Source organism: Priestia sp. KCTC 13724 (assembly GCF_056820425.1).
Genome location: NZ_JBXDLD010000175.1, coordinates 1 through 16,073 on the forward strand (window position 1 = coordinate 1; position 16,073 = coordinate 16,073).

The window sequence follows — 16,073 nt, forward strand, 5'->3', positions numbered from 1 at the left end:
GAGTCTGGGCCGTGTCTCAGTCCCAGTGTGGCCGATCACCCTCTCAGGTCGGCTATGCATCGTTGCCTTAGTGAGCCGTTACCTCACCAACTAGCTAATGCACCGCGGGCCCATCTGTAAGTGATAGCCGAAACCATCTTTCAATTTTCTCTTATGCAAGAGAAAATGTTATCCGGTATTAGCTCCGGTTTCCCGGAGTTATCCCAGTCTTACAGGCAGGTTGCCCACGTGTTACTCACCCATCCGCCGCTAACGTCATAGAAGCAAGCTTCTAATCAGTTCGCTCAACTTGCATGTATTAGGCACGCCGCCAGCGTTCATCCTGAGCCAGGATCAAACTCTCCGAAGAAATGTTTGACTTGCTCATAAAAGTTTAAAAAAATTAACGTTGACGTTTGTCGCTTTGTTCAGTTTTCAAAGAACTCTTATCGCCTCAAGGCGACTTTCTTATCTTATCACCAGGAGAAGTGCTTGTCAACACTTTTCAATAAAACTCATTACCTCTTAGCGACGTATATTAATATAACATGCTAAATTCAATAAAGCAACACTTTTATCGATAAAAAAATGAAAGAATTGTTTTCCTTAACAATTCTTTCATTTTGAGATTGTTATTTATTATAATACGAACTGATTAATTATAAACAGCCCTATAATCCCAGGAACTCCTAGTACACCAGATATTATTGCTGTTGGTGCATTTATCGGAATATGAATATCAAACTGCGCACCAAAGATATTAATAAAAAAGAGTAACAGGACCCCTATTATTAACTTGATAGTTAAGTTTCCCATTATACGGAACATATTTTCTACACCACCTTTTATAAGTAGAAGTACGATTAAGCCTACTAAAACAGGAATAACAATAAGAGGTTGAGTTAACATATTTATCCCTTCTTTATAAATAAAATAATATTACTTATATGTATGTCCTACTTTTAAAAACAATCCATTTTTATTAAACAAAAAAGATGCCTTAAATTAAGACATCTTTCGAATAGATATATTTCTATGTTTTGCTTCTTTTAATAAAAAGAGATATTTAACTTTTGCTAATTTCATGTCTACTAAAACTGCATCTGAAGGATCTACACTTCTTTCAACAATAACCTCTTTTTTATTCCACTTATCTTTTAATTCATTGAACGTTTTAAGAAAAGATTCATCATATTCTTTTCTTAACCAACCTTTTCGTTTAAAAAACATGGCATAGCTCCTTACCTATACGTCTCTACGACCTTCTAAAGCTTTAGATAAAGTTACCTCATCAGCATACTCTAAATCTCCGCCTACTGGTAAACCATGTGCAATTCTAGTAATTCTTATACCAGTGGGTTTTAACAGCCTAGAAATGTACATTGCCGTTGCTTCACCTTCAATATTAGGATTTGTTGCTAAAATTACTTCTTGGATTTCATCATTTTGAAGCCTCTTCAACAATTCAGGAACTTTAATATCTTCTGGACCAATACCTTCCATTGGAGAAATTGCACCGTGAAGGACGTGATACAGACCCGTATATTCCTTCATTTTCTCCATAGCAATAACATCTTTAGGATCTTGAACGACACACACAACAGTACGGTCTCTCCTTTGATCCTGACAGATGTAACATGGGTCTTGGTCTGTAATGTGACCACAGGTTGAACAATACGTTAAGTTACGCTTTGCATTAACAAGTGCTTTAGCAAAATCAAGCACTGTGTCTTCCTTCATATTTAAAACAAAGAAAGCAAGCCTAACAGCCGTTTTTGGTCCAATACCCGGGAGTTTCATGAAACTATCTATTAGTTTTGAAATTGGTTCTGGATAATGCACGTAGCAACCACCTTAATTAAAGTCCTGGGATATTTAAACCTTTAGTGAATTGTCCCATTGTGTTATTTGTTAACTCATCCATTTGTTTTAACGCGTCATTCGTTGCTGCTAAAACTAGATCTTGAAGCATTTCGATATCTTCTGGATCTACTACTTCTTCTTTGATTTTTACATCAATGATTTCTTTTTGACCATTTACAACTACTGTAACCATTCCACCTCCGGCTGTTCCTTCTATTGTTTTTTCAGCTAGCTCTTCTTGCGCCTTTTGCATATCTTTCTGCATTTTTTGCATTTGTTTCATCATTTTTTGCATGTTACCCATTCCGCCACGCATCATAATTATAATTCCTCCTAGTTCTATTCGTGTATTTCAATAAGTTCTTCTCCGAAAAGTTTTTTAGCTTCGGAGATTAAAGGGTCTTCTTCTTCTTTTTGCGACCCATCATTTCCTTGCTGCTCTTGAAGAAAATCTCCTCTTACTTTATCCCATTCATTATCAGGGATTGCAACCATTTCACGTTTGCTCCCACTTAAAGTATATAGGATATTTTCTAAATTATCACGTACATTGTTGTTATTTTCAGCAGCCATTTTGCAATGGATTTCATACTTGAATTTTAAGATAAAGGACTTCGAAGATGAAGCCACAGGTTCACTATTAGACAACAGAGCAGCATGTGATGCTTTATTTTGCTGACGTAGCGTTTCTAAAACTTCTGCCCATAGACGCTTAACTTCCTCTAGTTCTTGACGAGATGCTTGTTTTAGGACCTCATGCACTTTTCCTATTGGAACTTTATACTGACTACGCACTTGTCTTTTTACTTTTTGATCACTTGTTTCTTGTTGACTTTGCTGTACTTGAACACCGTTTTCCTTTAGATGATTAACTTGAGCTTCAAGCATTTTAACTTTTTGAAGTAAATCATCCTCTTCGCTCGCTACTGTTTTTTTCTTACTAGAAGATTGAGCAAGTTTCACTAGTGCTACCTCTAGTAACACTCTTGGATGATTCGTCCACTTCATCTCTTGTTGCGTTTGATTAAGTTGGTTAATAATTGAATAGATACCCTCCGCTGGCAGTTGTGAAGCTAACTCTTTAAACTCCTCACTCACTACTGCTTTTTCCATCAAATGTTCCATTTCAGACGACGATTGATAAAGTAAAACATCTCTATAATAAAAGATTAAATCTTCTAAGAAACGAACTGGATCTTTACCGTTTTGAATGAGTTGCTCAACTGCATGTAGCGCTGATACAAGATTCTTCTCCGCAATTGAACGAACAATTTGCAGCATAAATGTATGAGAAACAGCACCTGTAATAGATAACACATCATCTAAAGTAACTTCATTTTCGCTATATGAGATAGCCTGATCTAACAAGCTTAATGCATCCCTCATACCACCTTCAGATGCCTTAGCAACCTCATATAAAGCTTCATCCGCTACGTTTACATCCTCAGATATCAAAACTTCTTTCATTCGATAAACAATATCGTCAGGTGAGATTCGTTTAAAATCAAAACGTTGACATCTTGAAATGATAGTAAGTGGAATTTTATGCGGTTCTGTTGTTGCCAAAATAAATATTACGTGAGGAGGTGGTTCTTCTAATGTTTTTAGCAATGCATTAAACGCACCTATTGAGAGCATATGAACTTCATCTATAATATAAACCTTGTAACGAACGGCACTTGGTGCATATTTGACTTTATCTCTAATATCTCGAATTTCATCTACTCCGTTATTTGAAGCCGCATCGATTTCAATAACATCTGATATGGAACCGTCTGTAATTCCTCTACATGTAGCACACTCATTACAAGGTTCGGATACGGGTGCATGTTCACAGTTAACCGCTTTAGCTAAAATTTTTGCTGCAGTCGTTTTCCCTGTACCCCTTGGCCCTGAAAATAAGTATGCATGCGAAAATTTCTCAAGAACGAGCGCGTTCTGTAAAGTCTTAATAATATGCCGCTGACCAACAACATCTTGAAAGCTTTGAGGGCGGTACACACGATATAAAGCCTGATACGCCACTGCATCTTCTCCTTTTTTGTTATATAAATTTGATATTATTATAACGTACTATAACTATTTTTCCAAAACATCGTTTATCTTATATAGTGAAATATATGCTAAATAAAAAAACCTACTCCATCGTTAGAGTAGGTTACTTTTATATGTATATAACTGCCGTGCACCTTCCTTCGATTAGCCTCCCCAAGCGTTACTTAAGCAGTTAGCTCGGTTCAGGCGACCCTATGGCACATGAGAGGTTCTGCTTACTGCTGCTTCCTTCCGGACCTGACAGGGTTCACAGATTCCCATTGCATAGGACCCAAACGTCAACACCACTTACTTAAGGCAGACCTCAAGGAGAACTAACCTCAGGAAAGGAGTTCGGCCTCGCTAGAGCGGATTGCGAGTACAGGGCACCGCTACCTCCCCGCTTAGCACGGCAAAGTTGAAACCTTTGTTTGAGCACCATGTTGATGCTTATACAAGTATAATTCTTTTTAGGACAAAATGCAACCTTTACAGAATGTAATTTATTGTAAATTTTTCTTTGCTCTTTTTTTTCGATTTCGCAATTCTTTAAAGAATGTACTTAACATTTCTGCACACTCATCTTCGAGAACTCCACCTTGAACTTCTGATTGGTGATTAAACTTTTCATACTCTAATAAGTTCATCAGGGTTCCTGCACACCCTCCTTTAGGATCAAACGCTCCAAACACCACTCTTTTTACACGTGATAACATAATAGCCCCCGCACACATCGGACAAGGTTCTAAAGTAACATATAAAGTCGTATCTTCTAATCGCCACGTATTTAACTTTTGACATGCCTCATCTATAGCTAACAGCTCTGCGTGAGCTATGGATCTTTGTGTACTTTCTCTTAAATTATGGCCTTTTGCAATAACATGTCCATCTTTATCTACGATAACAGCTCCAATAGGAACTTCCATAATTCCACAAGCTTTCTTTGCTTCATCTATAGCTAAACGCATATATTTCTCGTCTTCAAGCATGTTCCAAACTCCTTACATATTATATTTGTTATGAGCAACACTACTTATTAGGTTAAAAAACAATAAGGAGATTGTATATGAATGATTCTAAAATTGCATTAGTTATTATTGATATGATTAATGATTTTCAATTTAAAAATGGGAAAATCCTAGCTGAAAAAGCTAAAATTCTCGCGCGTAATATCTCTTCATTAAAAGCAGAGTGTTCAAGTAAAAAAATTCCTGTTATCTATATAAATGATCACTATAAATTATGGCAAGCTAATTTAAATAAAATCCTTGAATACTGCACAAATCCAATAAGCTCCCCCATACTCCAGTATATACAACCCCATACTACGGATTACTTTTTAATTAAACCAAAGCATTCTATTTTTTATGGAACAGCTTTAACCATTTTACTACAGCAACTAAACGTTAAAACATTAATTTTAACAGGGTTAGCGGGAAATATATGTGTGCTCTTTTCAGCAAATGATGCTTATATGAGAGAGTACAACCTGATTATCCCTAAAGATTGTATTGCATCAAATTCTGATGAAGATAACAAGTTCGCTATCGAAATGATGCAAAATGTACTTAAAGCGAACATTTGTGAACATAGTGATTTAATTACATAAGCATTTGCTTACTCTTTTGTTCATAGACTTAATAAACATTCTTTTTTGGGGGCGTTTATTACTATGGATATTTACACTGTAAAGTCTGGAGATAGCATTTATAGTATTGCTCAACGGTTTCAAATTGAAGCTTCAAAAATTAGCTTAGCAAATGAATTACCTGATCCCAATCGATTAGTGGTGGGCCAGGCATTGGTTGTACCTATTAACGAAAGTTACTATACCGTTAGAAAAGGCGATACATTATGGAAGATAGGGCGAACCCTAGGAGTCAGTTATCAATCAATCGCAAAAGCTAACAACCTTTCCATCACTTCTCCTCTAACACTCGGAACACAGTTGCTCATTCCAGCTTCTCCAAAGACAGAAGCTGAATTTTTAGGATATGTTGAAACAAGTAACCGTACCATTAGTAGCGAAACGGAAGAATTGATTAAGAAGAATGCTAAATACCTCACATATTTGGGACCGGCTAACTTCGAAGTACAGCGCGATGGCTCTATCAAAGAACCTCCATTAAAAAACTTTGGAACTATTGCACAAGAAAACGATGCAATTTTTTTAATGGTTCTTGCCAATATCGAAGACGGCGGGTTTAGTGCAAAGGTAGGAGAAGCAATCTTAAACAATGCGGATGTTCAAGATAAATTGCTTAATAATATTATTCGTATTGCTACAGAGAAAAACTTTAAAGATATTCATTTTGACTTTGAATTCTTACGTCCGGAAGACAAAAATGCTTATATTATATTTTTAGAAAAAGCAAAGAAACGGCTTCAAGCTGAAGACTTGTTAATATCTGTAGCATTAGCACCTAAAACAAGTAGTAATCAAAAAGGAAAGTGGTATGAAGCACATGATTACAAAAGAATTGGGGAGATAGCAAATTTTGTTGTCCCTATGACATACGAATGGGGATACAGTGGAGGTCCTCCAATGGCTGTTTCTCCGATTGGCCCTGTCAGAGATGTGCTAGAATATGCTATTTCAGAAATACCTAGCAAAAAAATTATCATGGGACAAAATCTATACGGATATGATTGGACGCTTCCATTCAAACCAGGTGGTGAGTATGCAAAAGCAATTAGTGCCCAAAGAGCGATTGAAATTGCGTATCAGTACAACGCAAGCATACAGTATGATAAAAAAGCTCAGGCTCCCTTTTTCCGATACTCTGATTCAGCTCAAAAAACGCATGAGGTATGGTTTGAAGATGCCCGGTCAATCCAAGCAAAATTCGATTTGTTAAAAGAATTAAACTTAAGAGGCATGGCTTATTGGAAGTTGGGATTACCTTTCCCTCAAAACTGGCTACTCCTTGATGATAACTTTAAAGTAATTAAAAGAATACCTGAATAATTTTAAAGAGGATAATTCCTACAGCATAGGATTATCCTCTTTTTATGTTTCCTTCCGTTTTTTACAACTGGTTTTTCTTTTTGTTTTTATCCATTCTCCCCTCTTATTGTGATACAATGTTTTTTGTCAATTTTCGAGAACATGTATAAATAAAGGAGGAAGAGTCCATGGGGGAAATACCTTTTATTACTGTTGAGGGCCCTATAGGTGTTGGGAAAACCTCCCTAGCTAAGGCTATTGCAGAGGCATTTCAATTTCAACTTTTGAAAGAAATTGTTGATGAAAATCCATTCCTTGGGAAATTCTATGAGGATATTGAAGAGTGGAGCTTTCAAACTGAAATGTTTTTTCTATGCAACCGTTATAAACAGTTAGAGGATATTCAAAAGCATTTTCTACATCAACATCAGCCTGTCGTTGCTGACTATCATATTATGAAAAACATGATTTTTGCTCAGCAAACTTTAAAGGATAGTCAGTACATAAAATATGTACAAATCTACGATATACTGACACATGATATGCCAAAGCCCAACATTGTTATTTACTTAAATGCTACTTTACCTACACTATTGAAGCGTATTAAAATGCGTGGAAGGGAAATTGAAAAAAACATTGACCCTTCTTATCTAGCTCAGCTAAGCTCCGATTATGAGGAAGCAATTAAAACCTTCAAAGAAAATAACCCACAGGTAACTGTTTTACGCTATAGTGGAGATGAACTAGACTTTGTCAAAAATAAAGAGCATTTAGAGCATATCATCTCAGATGTTAAAAGCAGCTTATTAAAAAGGAGTTCTACAATATGAATTTACGAACAAAATACAACATTCCAAATGATGCTGTATTGACTATCGCTGGAACAGTAGGCGTTGGGAAATCTACAATGACACAAGCTCTTGCAGATGCGTTGAACTTTCGCACTTCTTACGAGAAAGTTGATACAAATCCATATTTAGATAAATTCTACGCTGACTTTGAAAGATGGAGCTTTCATCTTCAGGTTTACTTCCTAGCGGAGAGATTTAAAGAACAGAAAAGAATTTTTGAATACGGTGGAGGCTTTATACAAGACCGTTCAATTTACGAAGATACTGGTATTTTCGCTAAAATGCATTTCGAAAAAGGAACAATGTCCAAGGTGGATTACGAAACGTATACAAGCTTGTTTGATGCAATGGTTATGACTCCCTACTTCCCACACCCTGATTTATTAATTTATTTGGAAGGTAGTTTTGAAGATATCGTTGATCGTATCCAAGAACGTGGAAGACCTATGGAACAACAAACGCCCTTAGATTATTGGAGAGAAATGCACAAACGCTATGAGGATTGGATTAATAACTTTACAGCTTGTCCTATTTTACGATTAGATATTAATGATTACGATATCTTAAGAGACCCGACATCCGTTGAACCGATTGTTGAAAAAATCTCTAAGTTTTTACATCACAACGAAAAATTAAAAAGAAGACATTCATAATTCATTCCCATTTTTCTTCGTGAAAAATGGGAATGAAAAAACGCCACTTCTAAAAGTGACGTTTTACAATCTCCAATTTATCGCGCAATGTTTAAATAACATTTAAAGTCAAATATGGCGGAGGAAGAGGGATTCGAACCCCCGCGGGCTGTAACACCCCTGTCGGTTTTCAAGACCGATCCCTTCAGCCGGACTTGGGTATTCCTCCGTTTCGACATTTATAAATTTATCACATATACAAACAAGAGTCAAGCTGTTTTCTAAAAAAAAAATGATTCACAACAAAAAAGTTGTGAATCATTTCAATTTAACCGTTAATAACCTCTTTGTTCCCCATGTAAGGACGTAATACTTTTGGAATAACAACTGAACCATCTTCCTGTTGATAGTTCTCTAAAATTGCAGCCACTGTACGCCCAATCGCTAATCCAGATCCATTTAATGTGTGTACGTATTCTGGTTTCCCTTTTGCCTCGCGGCGGAAGCGAATATTAGCTCTTCGCGCTTGGAAACTTTCAAAGTTTGAACAAGAAGAAATTTCACGATATGATTCATAGCTTGGAATCCACACTTCAATATCGTACTTTTTAGCTGCTGTAAATCCTAAGTCTCCAGTACACATGCTTAAAACACGGTATGGCAGTTCTAACAACTGTAATACTTTTTCAGCATGTCCTGTCAGATTTTCAAGCTCAGCGTAAGAATCTTCTGGTTTTACAAAGCGAACTAGCTCTACTTTGTTAAATTGATGCTGACGAATTAGTCCACGTGTATCTCTACCAGCTGAACCTGCTTCTGATCTAAAACATGCGCTGTATGCTGTATAAGCTAATGGTAATTGGTCTCCATTAATGATTTCATCACGGTGTAGATTAGTTACGGGAACTTCAGCCGTTGGGATTAAGAAATAGTCTTCCTCTTTAATTTTAAAAGCATCTTCTTCAAACTTAGGAAGCTGCCCTGTTCCTGTCATGCTTGTACGATTAACCATATATGGAGGAAGAATTTCTTCATATCCATGCTCATCCATGTGTAAGTCCATCATAAAGTTGATTAAGGCACGTTCCAAACGAGCTCCTAGGCCTTTATAAAACACGAAACGGCTTCCCGTTACCTTTGCTGCACGTTCAAAGTCTAAAATATTTAAATCTGTTCCTAGATCCCAGTGTGGCTTCGGCTCAAAATTAAATTGACGAACCTCTCCCCATTTTCTAATTTCTACATTTTCATCTTCCGTTTCACCAACTGGAACACTCTCATGTGGGATATTAGGGATTGAAAGTAATAGTTGTTCTAATTCTGTTTCTACAGTACGAAGACGCTTATCTAACTCTTTAATTTTGTCTCCTACTTGACGCATTTCTAAAATCATACTATCTGCATCTTGCTTTTCACGTTTTAATTGAGCAATTTGTTGAGACACTTCATTACGCTTACTCTTTAATTCCTCAGTTTGAACTAATAGCTGTCTGCGCTCTACATCTAACTCTTCAAAGCGCCCAAGATCTGATAAATCTTCTCCGCGGAACTTTAATTTTTCTTTTACTTCTTCAAGATTAGCTCGTAAAACCTTTACGTCTAACATCTATTTACCTCCTTATTTGTATAAAATGGGCAAAATAAAAACTCCCATCCCTATAAAAGGGACGAGAGTTTAGCCCGCGTTGCCACCCTAGTTGAAGGCTCATAAATAAACCTTCCTCTTCAGTCAGATAACGGAATGAACCGAAGCTATCTACTTACTATTTCAATAGCTTGCTCCAGGATGGATTCGTAAAGGCTAAACATCGATTTCCACCAACCATCGACTCTCTAAAGTTTAACTTCTTTACTACTATTTCCTATCAACGCTTTATACTTTTCAACATTGTAATTAATAATCATAATGTACTACAAGTCTATACAAGTTGCAATTGGTTTATACAGGTTTTTTCAGAGACTCTTTCACCATGTCGATAAAATACTCTGTCATACGATGGTCATCCGTTAATTCTGGATGAAACGAACACCCTAAAAATTGTCCCTGTTTTGCAGCTACGATACGATCATCATGAATAGATAGAACTTCCACGTTCTCACCGACTTCTACAATATGAGGCGCACGAATAAATACTCCAATAAAATCATCTGCAACTTCTTTTATATTTAATTTCGCCTCAAAGCTCTCACGTTGGCGACCAAAAGAATTTCGAGCCACCTTAATATTCATAACACCTAAATGAGGCTCATCATAGTCTACAATTTCGCCTGCTAGTAAGATTAGACCAGCACAAGTCCCAAAGATTGGTTTGCCACTTTTAGCAAATTGGCGCAGTGAATCCATAAAGTCATATTTATCAATCAGACGTCTCATTGCCGTACTTTCCCCACCTGGTAAAATGAGCCCGTCCACTTCTTCTAGCTGTTCTACTTTTTTAATAATAATCGCTTCAGCCCCTGTTGCTTCCACTGAATGCGCATGCTCTCTAAATGCACCTTGTAGTCCTAAAACTCCAACCTTCACCATGCTGTTAAAACTCCCTTACTGTTACCAGCCACGCTCTTGCATGCGATTTTCTGGTAATAATGTTGAGATTTCAATACCTTTCATTGCATTTCCTAATCCTTTAGAAAGCTTTGCAATTAACTCATAATCTTCATAATGCGTTGTTGCTTCTACGATTGAACGAGCAAATTTTTCTGGATTATCAGACTTAAAGATACCAGAACCTACAAACACTCCATCTGCTCCTAATTGCATCATTAATGCCGCATCTGCTGGTGTTGCAACGCCACCTGCAGCAAAGTTAACCACTGGAAGGCGACCTTCACGCTTGATTTGTAATAATAACTCATAAGGTGCACCTAGTAGCTTTGCTTCCGTCATTAACTCAGCTTCGTCCATACCCACTACTTTACGTACTTGTGCGTTCACTTGACGCATATGACGTACAGCTTCTACAATGTTCCCTGTACCTGGTTCACCTTTTGTACGAAGCATAGCAGCGCCTTCTGCAATACGACGTGCAGCTTCGCCTAAATCGCGGCAACCACAAACAAATGGTACTGTAAACGTATTTTTATTTAAATGAAATTCTTCATCTGCTGGTGTTAATACTTCACTTTCATCAATATAGTCTACGCCCATTGCTTCTAAAACACGCGCTTCTACAATGTGACCGATACGTGCTTTAGCCATTACCGGAATTGAAACAGCATTCATAACTTCTTCGACAATTGTCGGATCTGCCATGCGAGATACGCCACCTGCAGCACGAATGTCTGCTGGTACACGTTCTAATGCCATAACTGCAACTGCTCCTGCTGCTTCTGCAATCTTTGCTTGTTCAGCATTAACAACGTCCATAATAACGCCGCCTTTTTGCATTTCCGCCATTCCGCGTTTTACTCTGTCAGTACCTGTAATGTTACTCATGTTTGTCTTCCCCCAGTATAGTTGTATTACACATAATTAATAAATTATGTATACAAAATTCAAAACTTATTGTCTATTTTACCTTATTTTCTGAAAAAATCCTATTAAAATTGTGTAGTTTGAAAAACTTGTCTAAAAAAAGAAGATACTAAATGCAACAAAAACCTTGCTTTAGTATCTCCTTTTATAAATGGTTTATGAATTAAAACCAATTCTTAATATTAGCGGCTGCATCAGACCATACACCTACAAAGAAATCACCTATACTTCGTATTGCTAAAACAAACCAGTTAGCCTTTTCAATCGTAGTATCTGCAACGACAGGCACTTTATTTGTTCCGTTATTTACTGCATAACCTAAATCATCAAGATTCTTATTCTTGGCACTAACGTAACCTACAACCTGACCCTCTTTAATTGGTGCAACGATTCGATCTTTCTCATCTACAACTTTAGGATTAAAATCAAATTGAAGAGAGATTTTACTTTCTTCACCTTTTTTTGTAAGAACATTCACTGGTTCTTTTGTTACAACTTTTAGCTCTTTATTTTTCCCTTTTACGACTGGAAGGGACTCATGCTTTTTAACAGCCTTGCCTTCTGGAGCTACTTGCTTTAGCTCATAATTATCAAATGCATAATCTAAAAGTTTTTTTGTTTCTGTAAAGCGCGCTCCTTCAAAAGACTTACCATTATTTTTGGCATTCATGACTACTGCAATATAACGAACACCATCTCGTTCAGCTGTTCCTGTAAAGCAATAGCCTGCAAAGTCTGTATGTCCTGTTTTCAAGCCATCTAAACCTTCATATCCGTATGTAGGGAAAGATGGAAGCATTTTATTCCAGTTATCCATCGTCGTTTCGCCTTGTTGACCTGGTCGGAAGATCTTTTCAGGTGTCTTAGCTGTTTCTAATACTTCTGGATAATCATGAAGAATATGAAAAGCTAATGCTGATACTGCGCGAGCTGATAGTAAATTTTCATCATCAGCTTTTGTACCTTTTGGATGTTGACCTTTTAACAATGAGTTAGAAAGACCTGTTGAGTTAACAAATTTAGCTTCACCTAAATTTAACTCTTCTGCCTTTTTATTCATCAATTTAATAAACTCGGCTTCAGATCCTGCTAAAGCCTCAGCTAGTGCAATACTCGCTCCATTTGCTGAGTAAATAGCCATTGCTTCATACAATTCTTTAATCGTATATTTCTCTGTTGTTAATAATGGAACATTTGACAATGAGTAATCTTGTGAGATATCTGCAGCATATTTGCTAACTCCTACTCGATCATCCCAAGAAAGCTTTTTTTCGTGAATAGCTTCTAAAATTAAATACTCAGTCATCATTTTTGTCATACTAGCAATACCTAGTACAGCACCTGAATTCTTTTCATACAAAATTTGGCCTGTATCTGCTTCAATCAAAATAGCGGCATCTGCTTCAACATTTGGAAGTTGTGAAGCTGCAGACGCATTTGGAGTGATTAAAGAACTAGCCATTAAGAAAACAGCAACTAATGCAAAAAGCCGTTTTATCAATTTTTTCTTCACTACCAATACCCTCCAGACATAAATCACATAGAGGTTATTTTATCACACAAAAATTAAAAAAAATAGATAAAGAAGTACCGTTAAAACAATCTTTAGCATAAAAAAGCACCTCTATAAATTAGAGAGGTGCTTTTTTACTTAGCTAAGTGAATAGTTTGGAGATTCTTTTGTAATTTGAACGTCATGTGGGTGACTTTCTCTTAGGCCAGCTCCTGTCATACGGATAAACTGTGCCTCTTCACGCAATGCTTGTAGGTTAGCTGAGCCGCAATATCCCATTCCAGCTCTTAATCCCCCAATTAGCTGATATAAAGTGTCAGCAACAGGTCCCTTATAAGGTAAGCGCCCTTCAATGCCTTCTGGAACAAACTTTTTATTATCTTCTTGGAAATAACGATCTTTACTTCCTTTTTCCATTGCTCCAACTGAGCCCATACCACGGTATACTTTAAAGCGTCTTCCTTGGAAGATTTCTGTTTCACCAGGGCTTTCAGTTGTACCGGCTAATAAGCTCCCTAGCATAACAGTGTGTCCACCAGCAGCTAGTGCTTTTACGATATCTCCAGAGTACTTAATTCCTCCGTCTGCAATTACTGGTACACCGTGTTTTCTTGCTTCAGTGGCGCAATCATATACAGCCGTAATTTGTGGAACACCTACTCCAGCTACAACACGAGTTGTACAAATTGAACCAGGTCCTATTCCAACTTTCACTACGTCTACACCTGCTTCAATTAACGCTCTTGTTCCTTCAGCAGTTGCAACGTTTCCTGCAATAATATTTAATTCCGGATACGTTTCACGAATTGAACGTACGGTATTTAAAACGCCTAATGAATGACCATGTGCCGTATCAATTACAATAACGTCCACACCAGCTTTTACTAACTTCTCAATTCGAACCATTGAATCAGCCGTTACACCAACTGCTGCCCCTACTAATAAACGTCCCTGCTTATCCTTCGCAGCATTTGGAAATTCAATTACTTTTTCAATGTCCTTGATTGTAATTAAACCTTTTAATACACCTTTGTCATCTACAAGTGGTAATTTTTCAATTTTGTATTGCTGTAAAATCTTTTCAGCTTCGTCGAGCGTTGTTCCTACTGGAGCTGTAACTAACTCTTCTTTTGTCATTACATCAGAGATAAGCATTGAGTAATCTTGAATAAAACGCAAATCACGATTTGTCAGAATACCAACTAACTTTTGCTCTTCTTCGTTATTTACAATTGGTACGCCAGAGATGCGATATTTTCCCATCAAATGTTCTGCAGCAAATACTTGATTTTCTGGTGTTAAGAAAAATGGATCGGTAATAACACCACTTTCAGAACGCTTTACTTTATCAACTTGCTCGGCTTGTTGTTCAATAGACATATTCTTATGAATGATCCCTAAACCACCTTGACGAGCCATAGCAATTGCCATCTCTGCTTCAGTTACTGTATCCATACCTGCACTAATGAATGGTACATTTAGCTTTAGCGTTTTTGTTAGTTCTACACTCATATCAACATCTTTTGGCAACACTTCAGATTTAGCTGGCACTAACAAAACATCATCAAATGTTAAACCTTCTTTTGAAAATTTACTTTCCCACATTATAGAATCCTCCTCAAAGCGACAGAATATTATTAGTAGATTAACAATTGCTTATGTAGCTGTCAATAACCATACTATATATCAGATAATTCTAATAATAAAAGAGGTGATTTTTTGAGTTTCACTTATGATGTTTGGAAACCTTATCATTTATTTTTCTCAGCCCCTTTTTCACAAAAGTATTTATATAATCAGTACAATTCTTCAAGCATTGTTGATGCTGAACAGCGTAGTTTTAAAAATTGTTATCCATTTATTTATTATCTGGAACATAGCAAAAATTATTATCAAACTGCACTAAAATCTCATACTTCCATGCAACCAGTATTACTTTTTTATGGTTTATCCCAGTTGTTAAAAGCATGTCTATTAACTAAAAATCCAGTTTATCCAGAAAATACAGCAGTTCTAGCACATGGAGTGTCAACACGAAAAAGAAAAAAGCAAAGTTATGACTTTCTTGATGATGAGGTAAAAATTCAAAAAAATGGGTTATTTTCTGAGGTTGGAAAAGAACTGTTTCACATGAAACAATTAGAAGGTCAAAAATATACAATGACTGAGTTATTAGTACATATTGATGAAATGTATTCATTATTTAATGAATTAAGCCCTTCAAGAGCTTCTAAAAAAGTATTAGTAGGGAACTTAAATAATAAAGAGTTAATTTTCCCTAACCAAATTAAAGAATCTTACCATATGGACAATACACGATTACATTTATATTTACAAGATCGCTTCAAGATAGACATGCGTATGCAAGAAATAAATCCTACTCTTAGAATTTCTTTTGCAAACTTACATACAAATCTCTATCAATGTTCTCCTCTACTTTTCAATTTAGAAACAAGCGATTTGCATCTAACAACATCACGTGAACAGTGCGTATACTTTCCTGAGATCCTAAGTCATTATCTAATCTTGTATAATCTTAGTATGATTTCTCGCTATGAAACAGAATGGTGGTATGAGTTATTACATACCTATTCGTCAAAGGATTATCCATATATTATGCATTTTTTACAGTTAACAAGTATAAAAGCACCTTATTTATTATTTAATTACTTGCAATCGCAAATAAAAAAAGACTAGCTAATTTAGCTAGTCTTTTAAATGTGCCTGGCAACGTCCTACTCTCACAGGGACAAAGTCCCAACTACCATCGGCGCTAGAG

General features: G+C 36.5%; 16 protein-coding genes, 1 tRNA gene, 1 rRNA gene, 1 other RNA gene and 1 other annotated feature. Of the genes, 5 read left to right on the forward strand and 14 right to left on the reverse strand.

Going from position 1 to position 16,073, the window contains the following annotated elements:
- The 8 genes from AC1UFB_RS19940 to tadA all read right to left on the reverse strand — a co-directional run.
- Positions 1-349: ribosomal RNA gene (locus AC1UFB_RS19940) — 16S ribosomal RNA — on the reverse strand; the annotation flags it as partial.
- Between the two features lie 269 nt (positions 350-618).
- On the reverse strand, positions 619-888 hold the full coding sequence (locus AC1UFB_RS19945; RefSeq protein WP_025908036.1) for a pro-sigmaK processing inhibitor BofA family protein: 270 nt from the start codon (positions 886-888) through the stop codon (positions 619-621).
- A gap of 96 nt (positions 889-984) precedes the next feature.
- Complete coding sequence (locus tag AC1UFB_RS19950) at positions 985-1,209, reverse strand: YaaL family protein (RefSeq protein WP_025908035.1); 225 nt, start codon at positions 1,207-1,209, stop codon at positions 985-987.
- Positions 1,210-1,224: 15 nt separating this feature from the next.
- Complete coding sequence (gene recR, locus AC1UFB_RS19955; RefSeq protein WP_025908034.1) at positions 1,225-1,821, reverse strand: recombination mediator RecR; 597 nt, start codon at positions 1,819-1,821, stop codon at positions 1,225-1,227.
- 16 nt (positions 1,822-1,837) lie between these two features.
- Positions 1,838-2,158 carry a YbaB/EbfC family nucleoid-associated protein gene (locus AC1UFB_RS19960; RefSeq protein WP_163070960.1) on the reverse strand — a complete coding sequence of 107 codons (321 nt, stop codon included), beginning with the start codon at positions 2,156-2,158 and terminating at the stop codon, positions 1,838-1,840.
- A gap of 23 nt (positions 2,159-2,181) precedes the next feature.
- A complete protein-coding gene (gene dnaX / locus AC1UFB_RS19965; RefSeq protein WP_100346511.1) occupies positions 2,182-3,867 on the reverse strand; it encodes a DNA polymerase III subunit gamma/tau in 1,686 nt (561 codons plus the stop codon).
- 156 nt (positions 3,868-4,023) lie between these two features.
- Positions 4,024-4,289: signal recognition particle sRNA large type (gene ffs, locus AC1UFB_RS19970), an RNA gene on the reverse strand.
- A 90-nt stretch (positions 4,290-4,379) separates the two neighbouring features.
- Positions 4,380-4,865 (reverse strand): tRNA adenosine(34) deaminase TadA, encoded by a 486-nt coding sequence (gene tadA / locus AC1UFB_RS19975; protein ID WP_025908031.1) that lies wholly within the window; start codon positions 4,863-4,865, stop codon positions 4,380-4,382.
- A gap of 77 nt (positions 4,866-4,942) precedes the next feature.
- On the opposite strand from tadA, the gene AC1UFB_RS19980 reads away from it, so the two are divergent.
- From AC1UFB_RS19980 to AC1UFB_RS19995, 4 genes are all read left to right on the forward strand, one after another.
- Complete coding sequence (locus AC1UFB_RS19980; RefSeq protein WP_061786182.1) at positions 4,943-5,485, forward strand: cysteine hydrolase family protein; 543 nt, start codon at positions 4,943-4,945, stop codon at positions 5,483-5,485.
- A gap of 63 nt (positions 5,486-5,548) precedes the next feature.
- Complete coding sequence (locus tag AC1UFB_RS19985) at positions 5,549-6,844, forward strand: glycoside hydrolase family 18 protein (protein WP_100346513.1); 1,296 nt, start codon at positions 5,549-5,551, stop codon at positions 6,842-6,844.
- A gap of 167 nt (positions 6,845-7,011) precedes the next feature.
- Positions 7,012-7,653: a deoxynucleoside kinase gene (locus tag AC1UFB_RS19990; RefSeq protein ID WP_025908028.1), complete on the forward strand. Its 642-nt coding sequence runs from the start codon at positions 7,012-7,014 to the stop codon at positions 7,651-7,653.
- Positions 7,650-8,327, forward strand: coding sequence for a deoxynucleoside kinase (locus AC1UFB_RS19995; RefSeq protein ID WP_025908027.1), 678 nt, complete (start codon positions 7,650-7,652; stop codon positions 8,325-8,327). The genes AC1UFB_RS19990 and AC1UFB_RS19995 overlap by 4 nt, the downstream gene beginning before the upstream one ends.
- Before the next feature lie 115 nt (positions 8,328-8,442).
- On the opposite strand, the gene AC1UFB_RS20000 is transcribed toward AC1UFB_RS19995, so the two are convergent.
- From AC1UFB_RS20000 to guaB, 6 genes are all read right to left on the reverse strand, one after another.
- Positions 8,443-8,535: transfer RNA gene (locus tag AC1UFB_RS20000), tRNA-Ser, on the reverse strand.
- Between the two features lie 99 nt (positions 8,536-8,634).
- The gene (gene serS / locus AC1UFB_RS20005) at positions 8,635-9,912 is read right to left on the reverse strand and encodes a serine--tRNA ligase (protein ID WP_138116314.1); all 1,278 of its coding nucleotides are present in this window, start codon (positions 9,910-9,912) and stop codon (positions 8,635-8,637) included.
- Between the two features lie 54 nt (positions 9,913-9,966).
- Positions 9,967-10,184 (reverse strand) — a binding site (T-box leader).
- A gap of 61 nt (positions 10,185-10,245) precedes the next feature.
- Positions 10,246-10,833 (reverse strand): pyridoxal 5'-phosphate synthase glutaminase subunit PdxT, encoded by a 588-nt coding sequence (pdxT, locus tag AC1UFB_RS20010; protein WP_025908025.1) that lies wholly within the window; start codon positions 10,831-10,833, stop codon positions 10,246-10,248.
- Positions 10,834-10,854: 21 nt separating this feature from the next.
- Positions 10,855-11,742 carry a pyridoxal 5'-phosphate synthase lyase subunit PdxS gene (gene pdxS, locus AC1UFB_RS20015; RefSeq protein ID WP_025908024.1) on the reverse strand — a complete coding sequence of 296 codons (888 nt, stop codon included), beginning with the start codon at positions 11,740-11,742 and terminating at the stop codon, positions 10,855-10,857.
- Positions 11,743-11,944: 202 nt separating this feature from the next.
- A complete protein-coding gene (locus AC1UFB_RS20020; protein ID WP_328100672.1) occupies positions 11,945-13,294 on the reverse strand; it encodes a serine hydrolase in 1,350 nt (449 codons plus the stop codon).
- A gap of 138 nt (positions 13,295-13,432) precedes the next feature.
- Positions 13,433-14,899, reverse strand: coding sequence for an IMP dehydrogenase (gene guaB / locus AC1UFB_RS20025; protein ID WP_025908022.1), 1,467 nt, complete (start codon positions 14,897-14,899; stop codon positions 13,433-13,435).
- A 114-nt stretch (positions 14,900-15,013) separates the two neighbouring features.
- Here guaB and AC1UFB_RS20030 point away from each other — a divergent pair, with 114 nt between their 5' ends.
- Positions 15,014-15,991 (forward strand): YaaC family protein, encoded by a 978-nt coding sequence (locus AC1UFB_RS20030; RefSeq protein WP_025908021.1) that lies wholly within the window; start codon positions 15,014-15,016, stop codon positions 15,989-15,991.
- Positions 15,992-16,073: the final 82 nt, after the last annotated feature.

What these genes read in the sequence shown, in the direction of transcription:
- AC1UFB_RS19945 (WP_025908036.1), bottom strand. Translation starts at nt 888, where the DNA reads ATGTTAACTCAACCTCTTATTGTTATTCCTGTTTTAGTAGGCTTAATC.
- AC1UFB_RS19950 (WP_025908035.1), bottom strand. Translation starts at nt 1,209, where the DNA reads ATGTTTTTTAAACGAAAAGGTTGGTTAAGAAAAGAATATGATGAATCT.
- AC1UFB_RS19960 (WP_163070960.1), bottom strand. Translation starts at nt 2,158, where the DNA reads ATGCGTGGCGGAATGGGTAACATGCAAAAAATGATGAAACAAATGCAA.
- tadA (WP_025908031.1), bottom strand. Translation starts at nt 4,865, where the DNA reads ATGCTTGAAGACGAGAAATATATGCGTTTAGCTATAGATGAAGCAAAG.
- AC1UFB_RS19980 (WP_061786182.1), top strand. Translation starts at nt 4,943, where the DNA reads ATGAATGATTCTAAAATTGCATTAGTTATTATTGATATGATTAATGAT.
- AC1UFB_RS19985 (WP_100346513.1), top strand. Translation starts at nt 5,549, where the DNA reads ATGGATATTTACACTGTAAAGTCTGGAGATAGCATTTATAGTATTGCT.
- AC1UFB_RS19990 (WP_025908028.1), top strand. Translation starts at nt 7,012, where the DNA reads ATGGGGGAAATACCTTTTATTACTGTTGAGGGCCCTATAGGTGTTGGG.
- AC1UFB_RS19995 (WP_025908027.1), top strand. Translation starts at nt 7,650, where the DNA reads ATGAATTTACGAACAAAATACAACATTCCAAATGATGCTGTATTGACT.
- serS (WP_138116314.1), bottom strand. Translation starts at nt 9,912, where the DNA reads ATGTTAGACGTAAAGGTTTTACGAGCTAATCTTGAAGAAGTAAAAGAA.
- pdxT (WP_025908025.1), bottom strand. Translation starts at nt 10,833, where the DNA reads ATGGTGAAGGTTGGAGTTTTAGGACTACAAGGTGCATTTAGAGAGCAT.
- pdxS (WP_025908024.1), bottom strand. Translation starts at nt 11,742, where the DNA reads ATGAGTAACATTACAGGTACTGACAGAGTAAAACGCGGAATGGCGGAA.
- guaB (WP_025908022.1), bottom strand. Translation starts at nt 14,899, where the DNA reads ATGTGGGAAAGTAAATTTTCAAAAGAAGGTTTAACATTTGATGATGTT.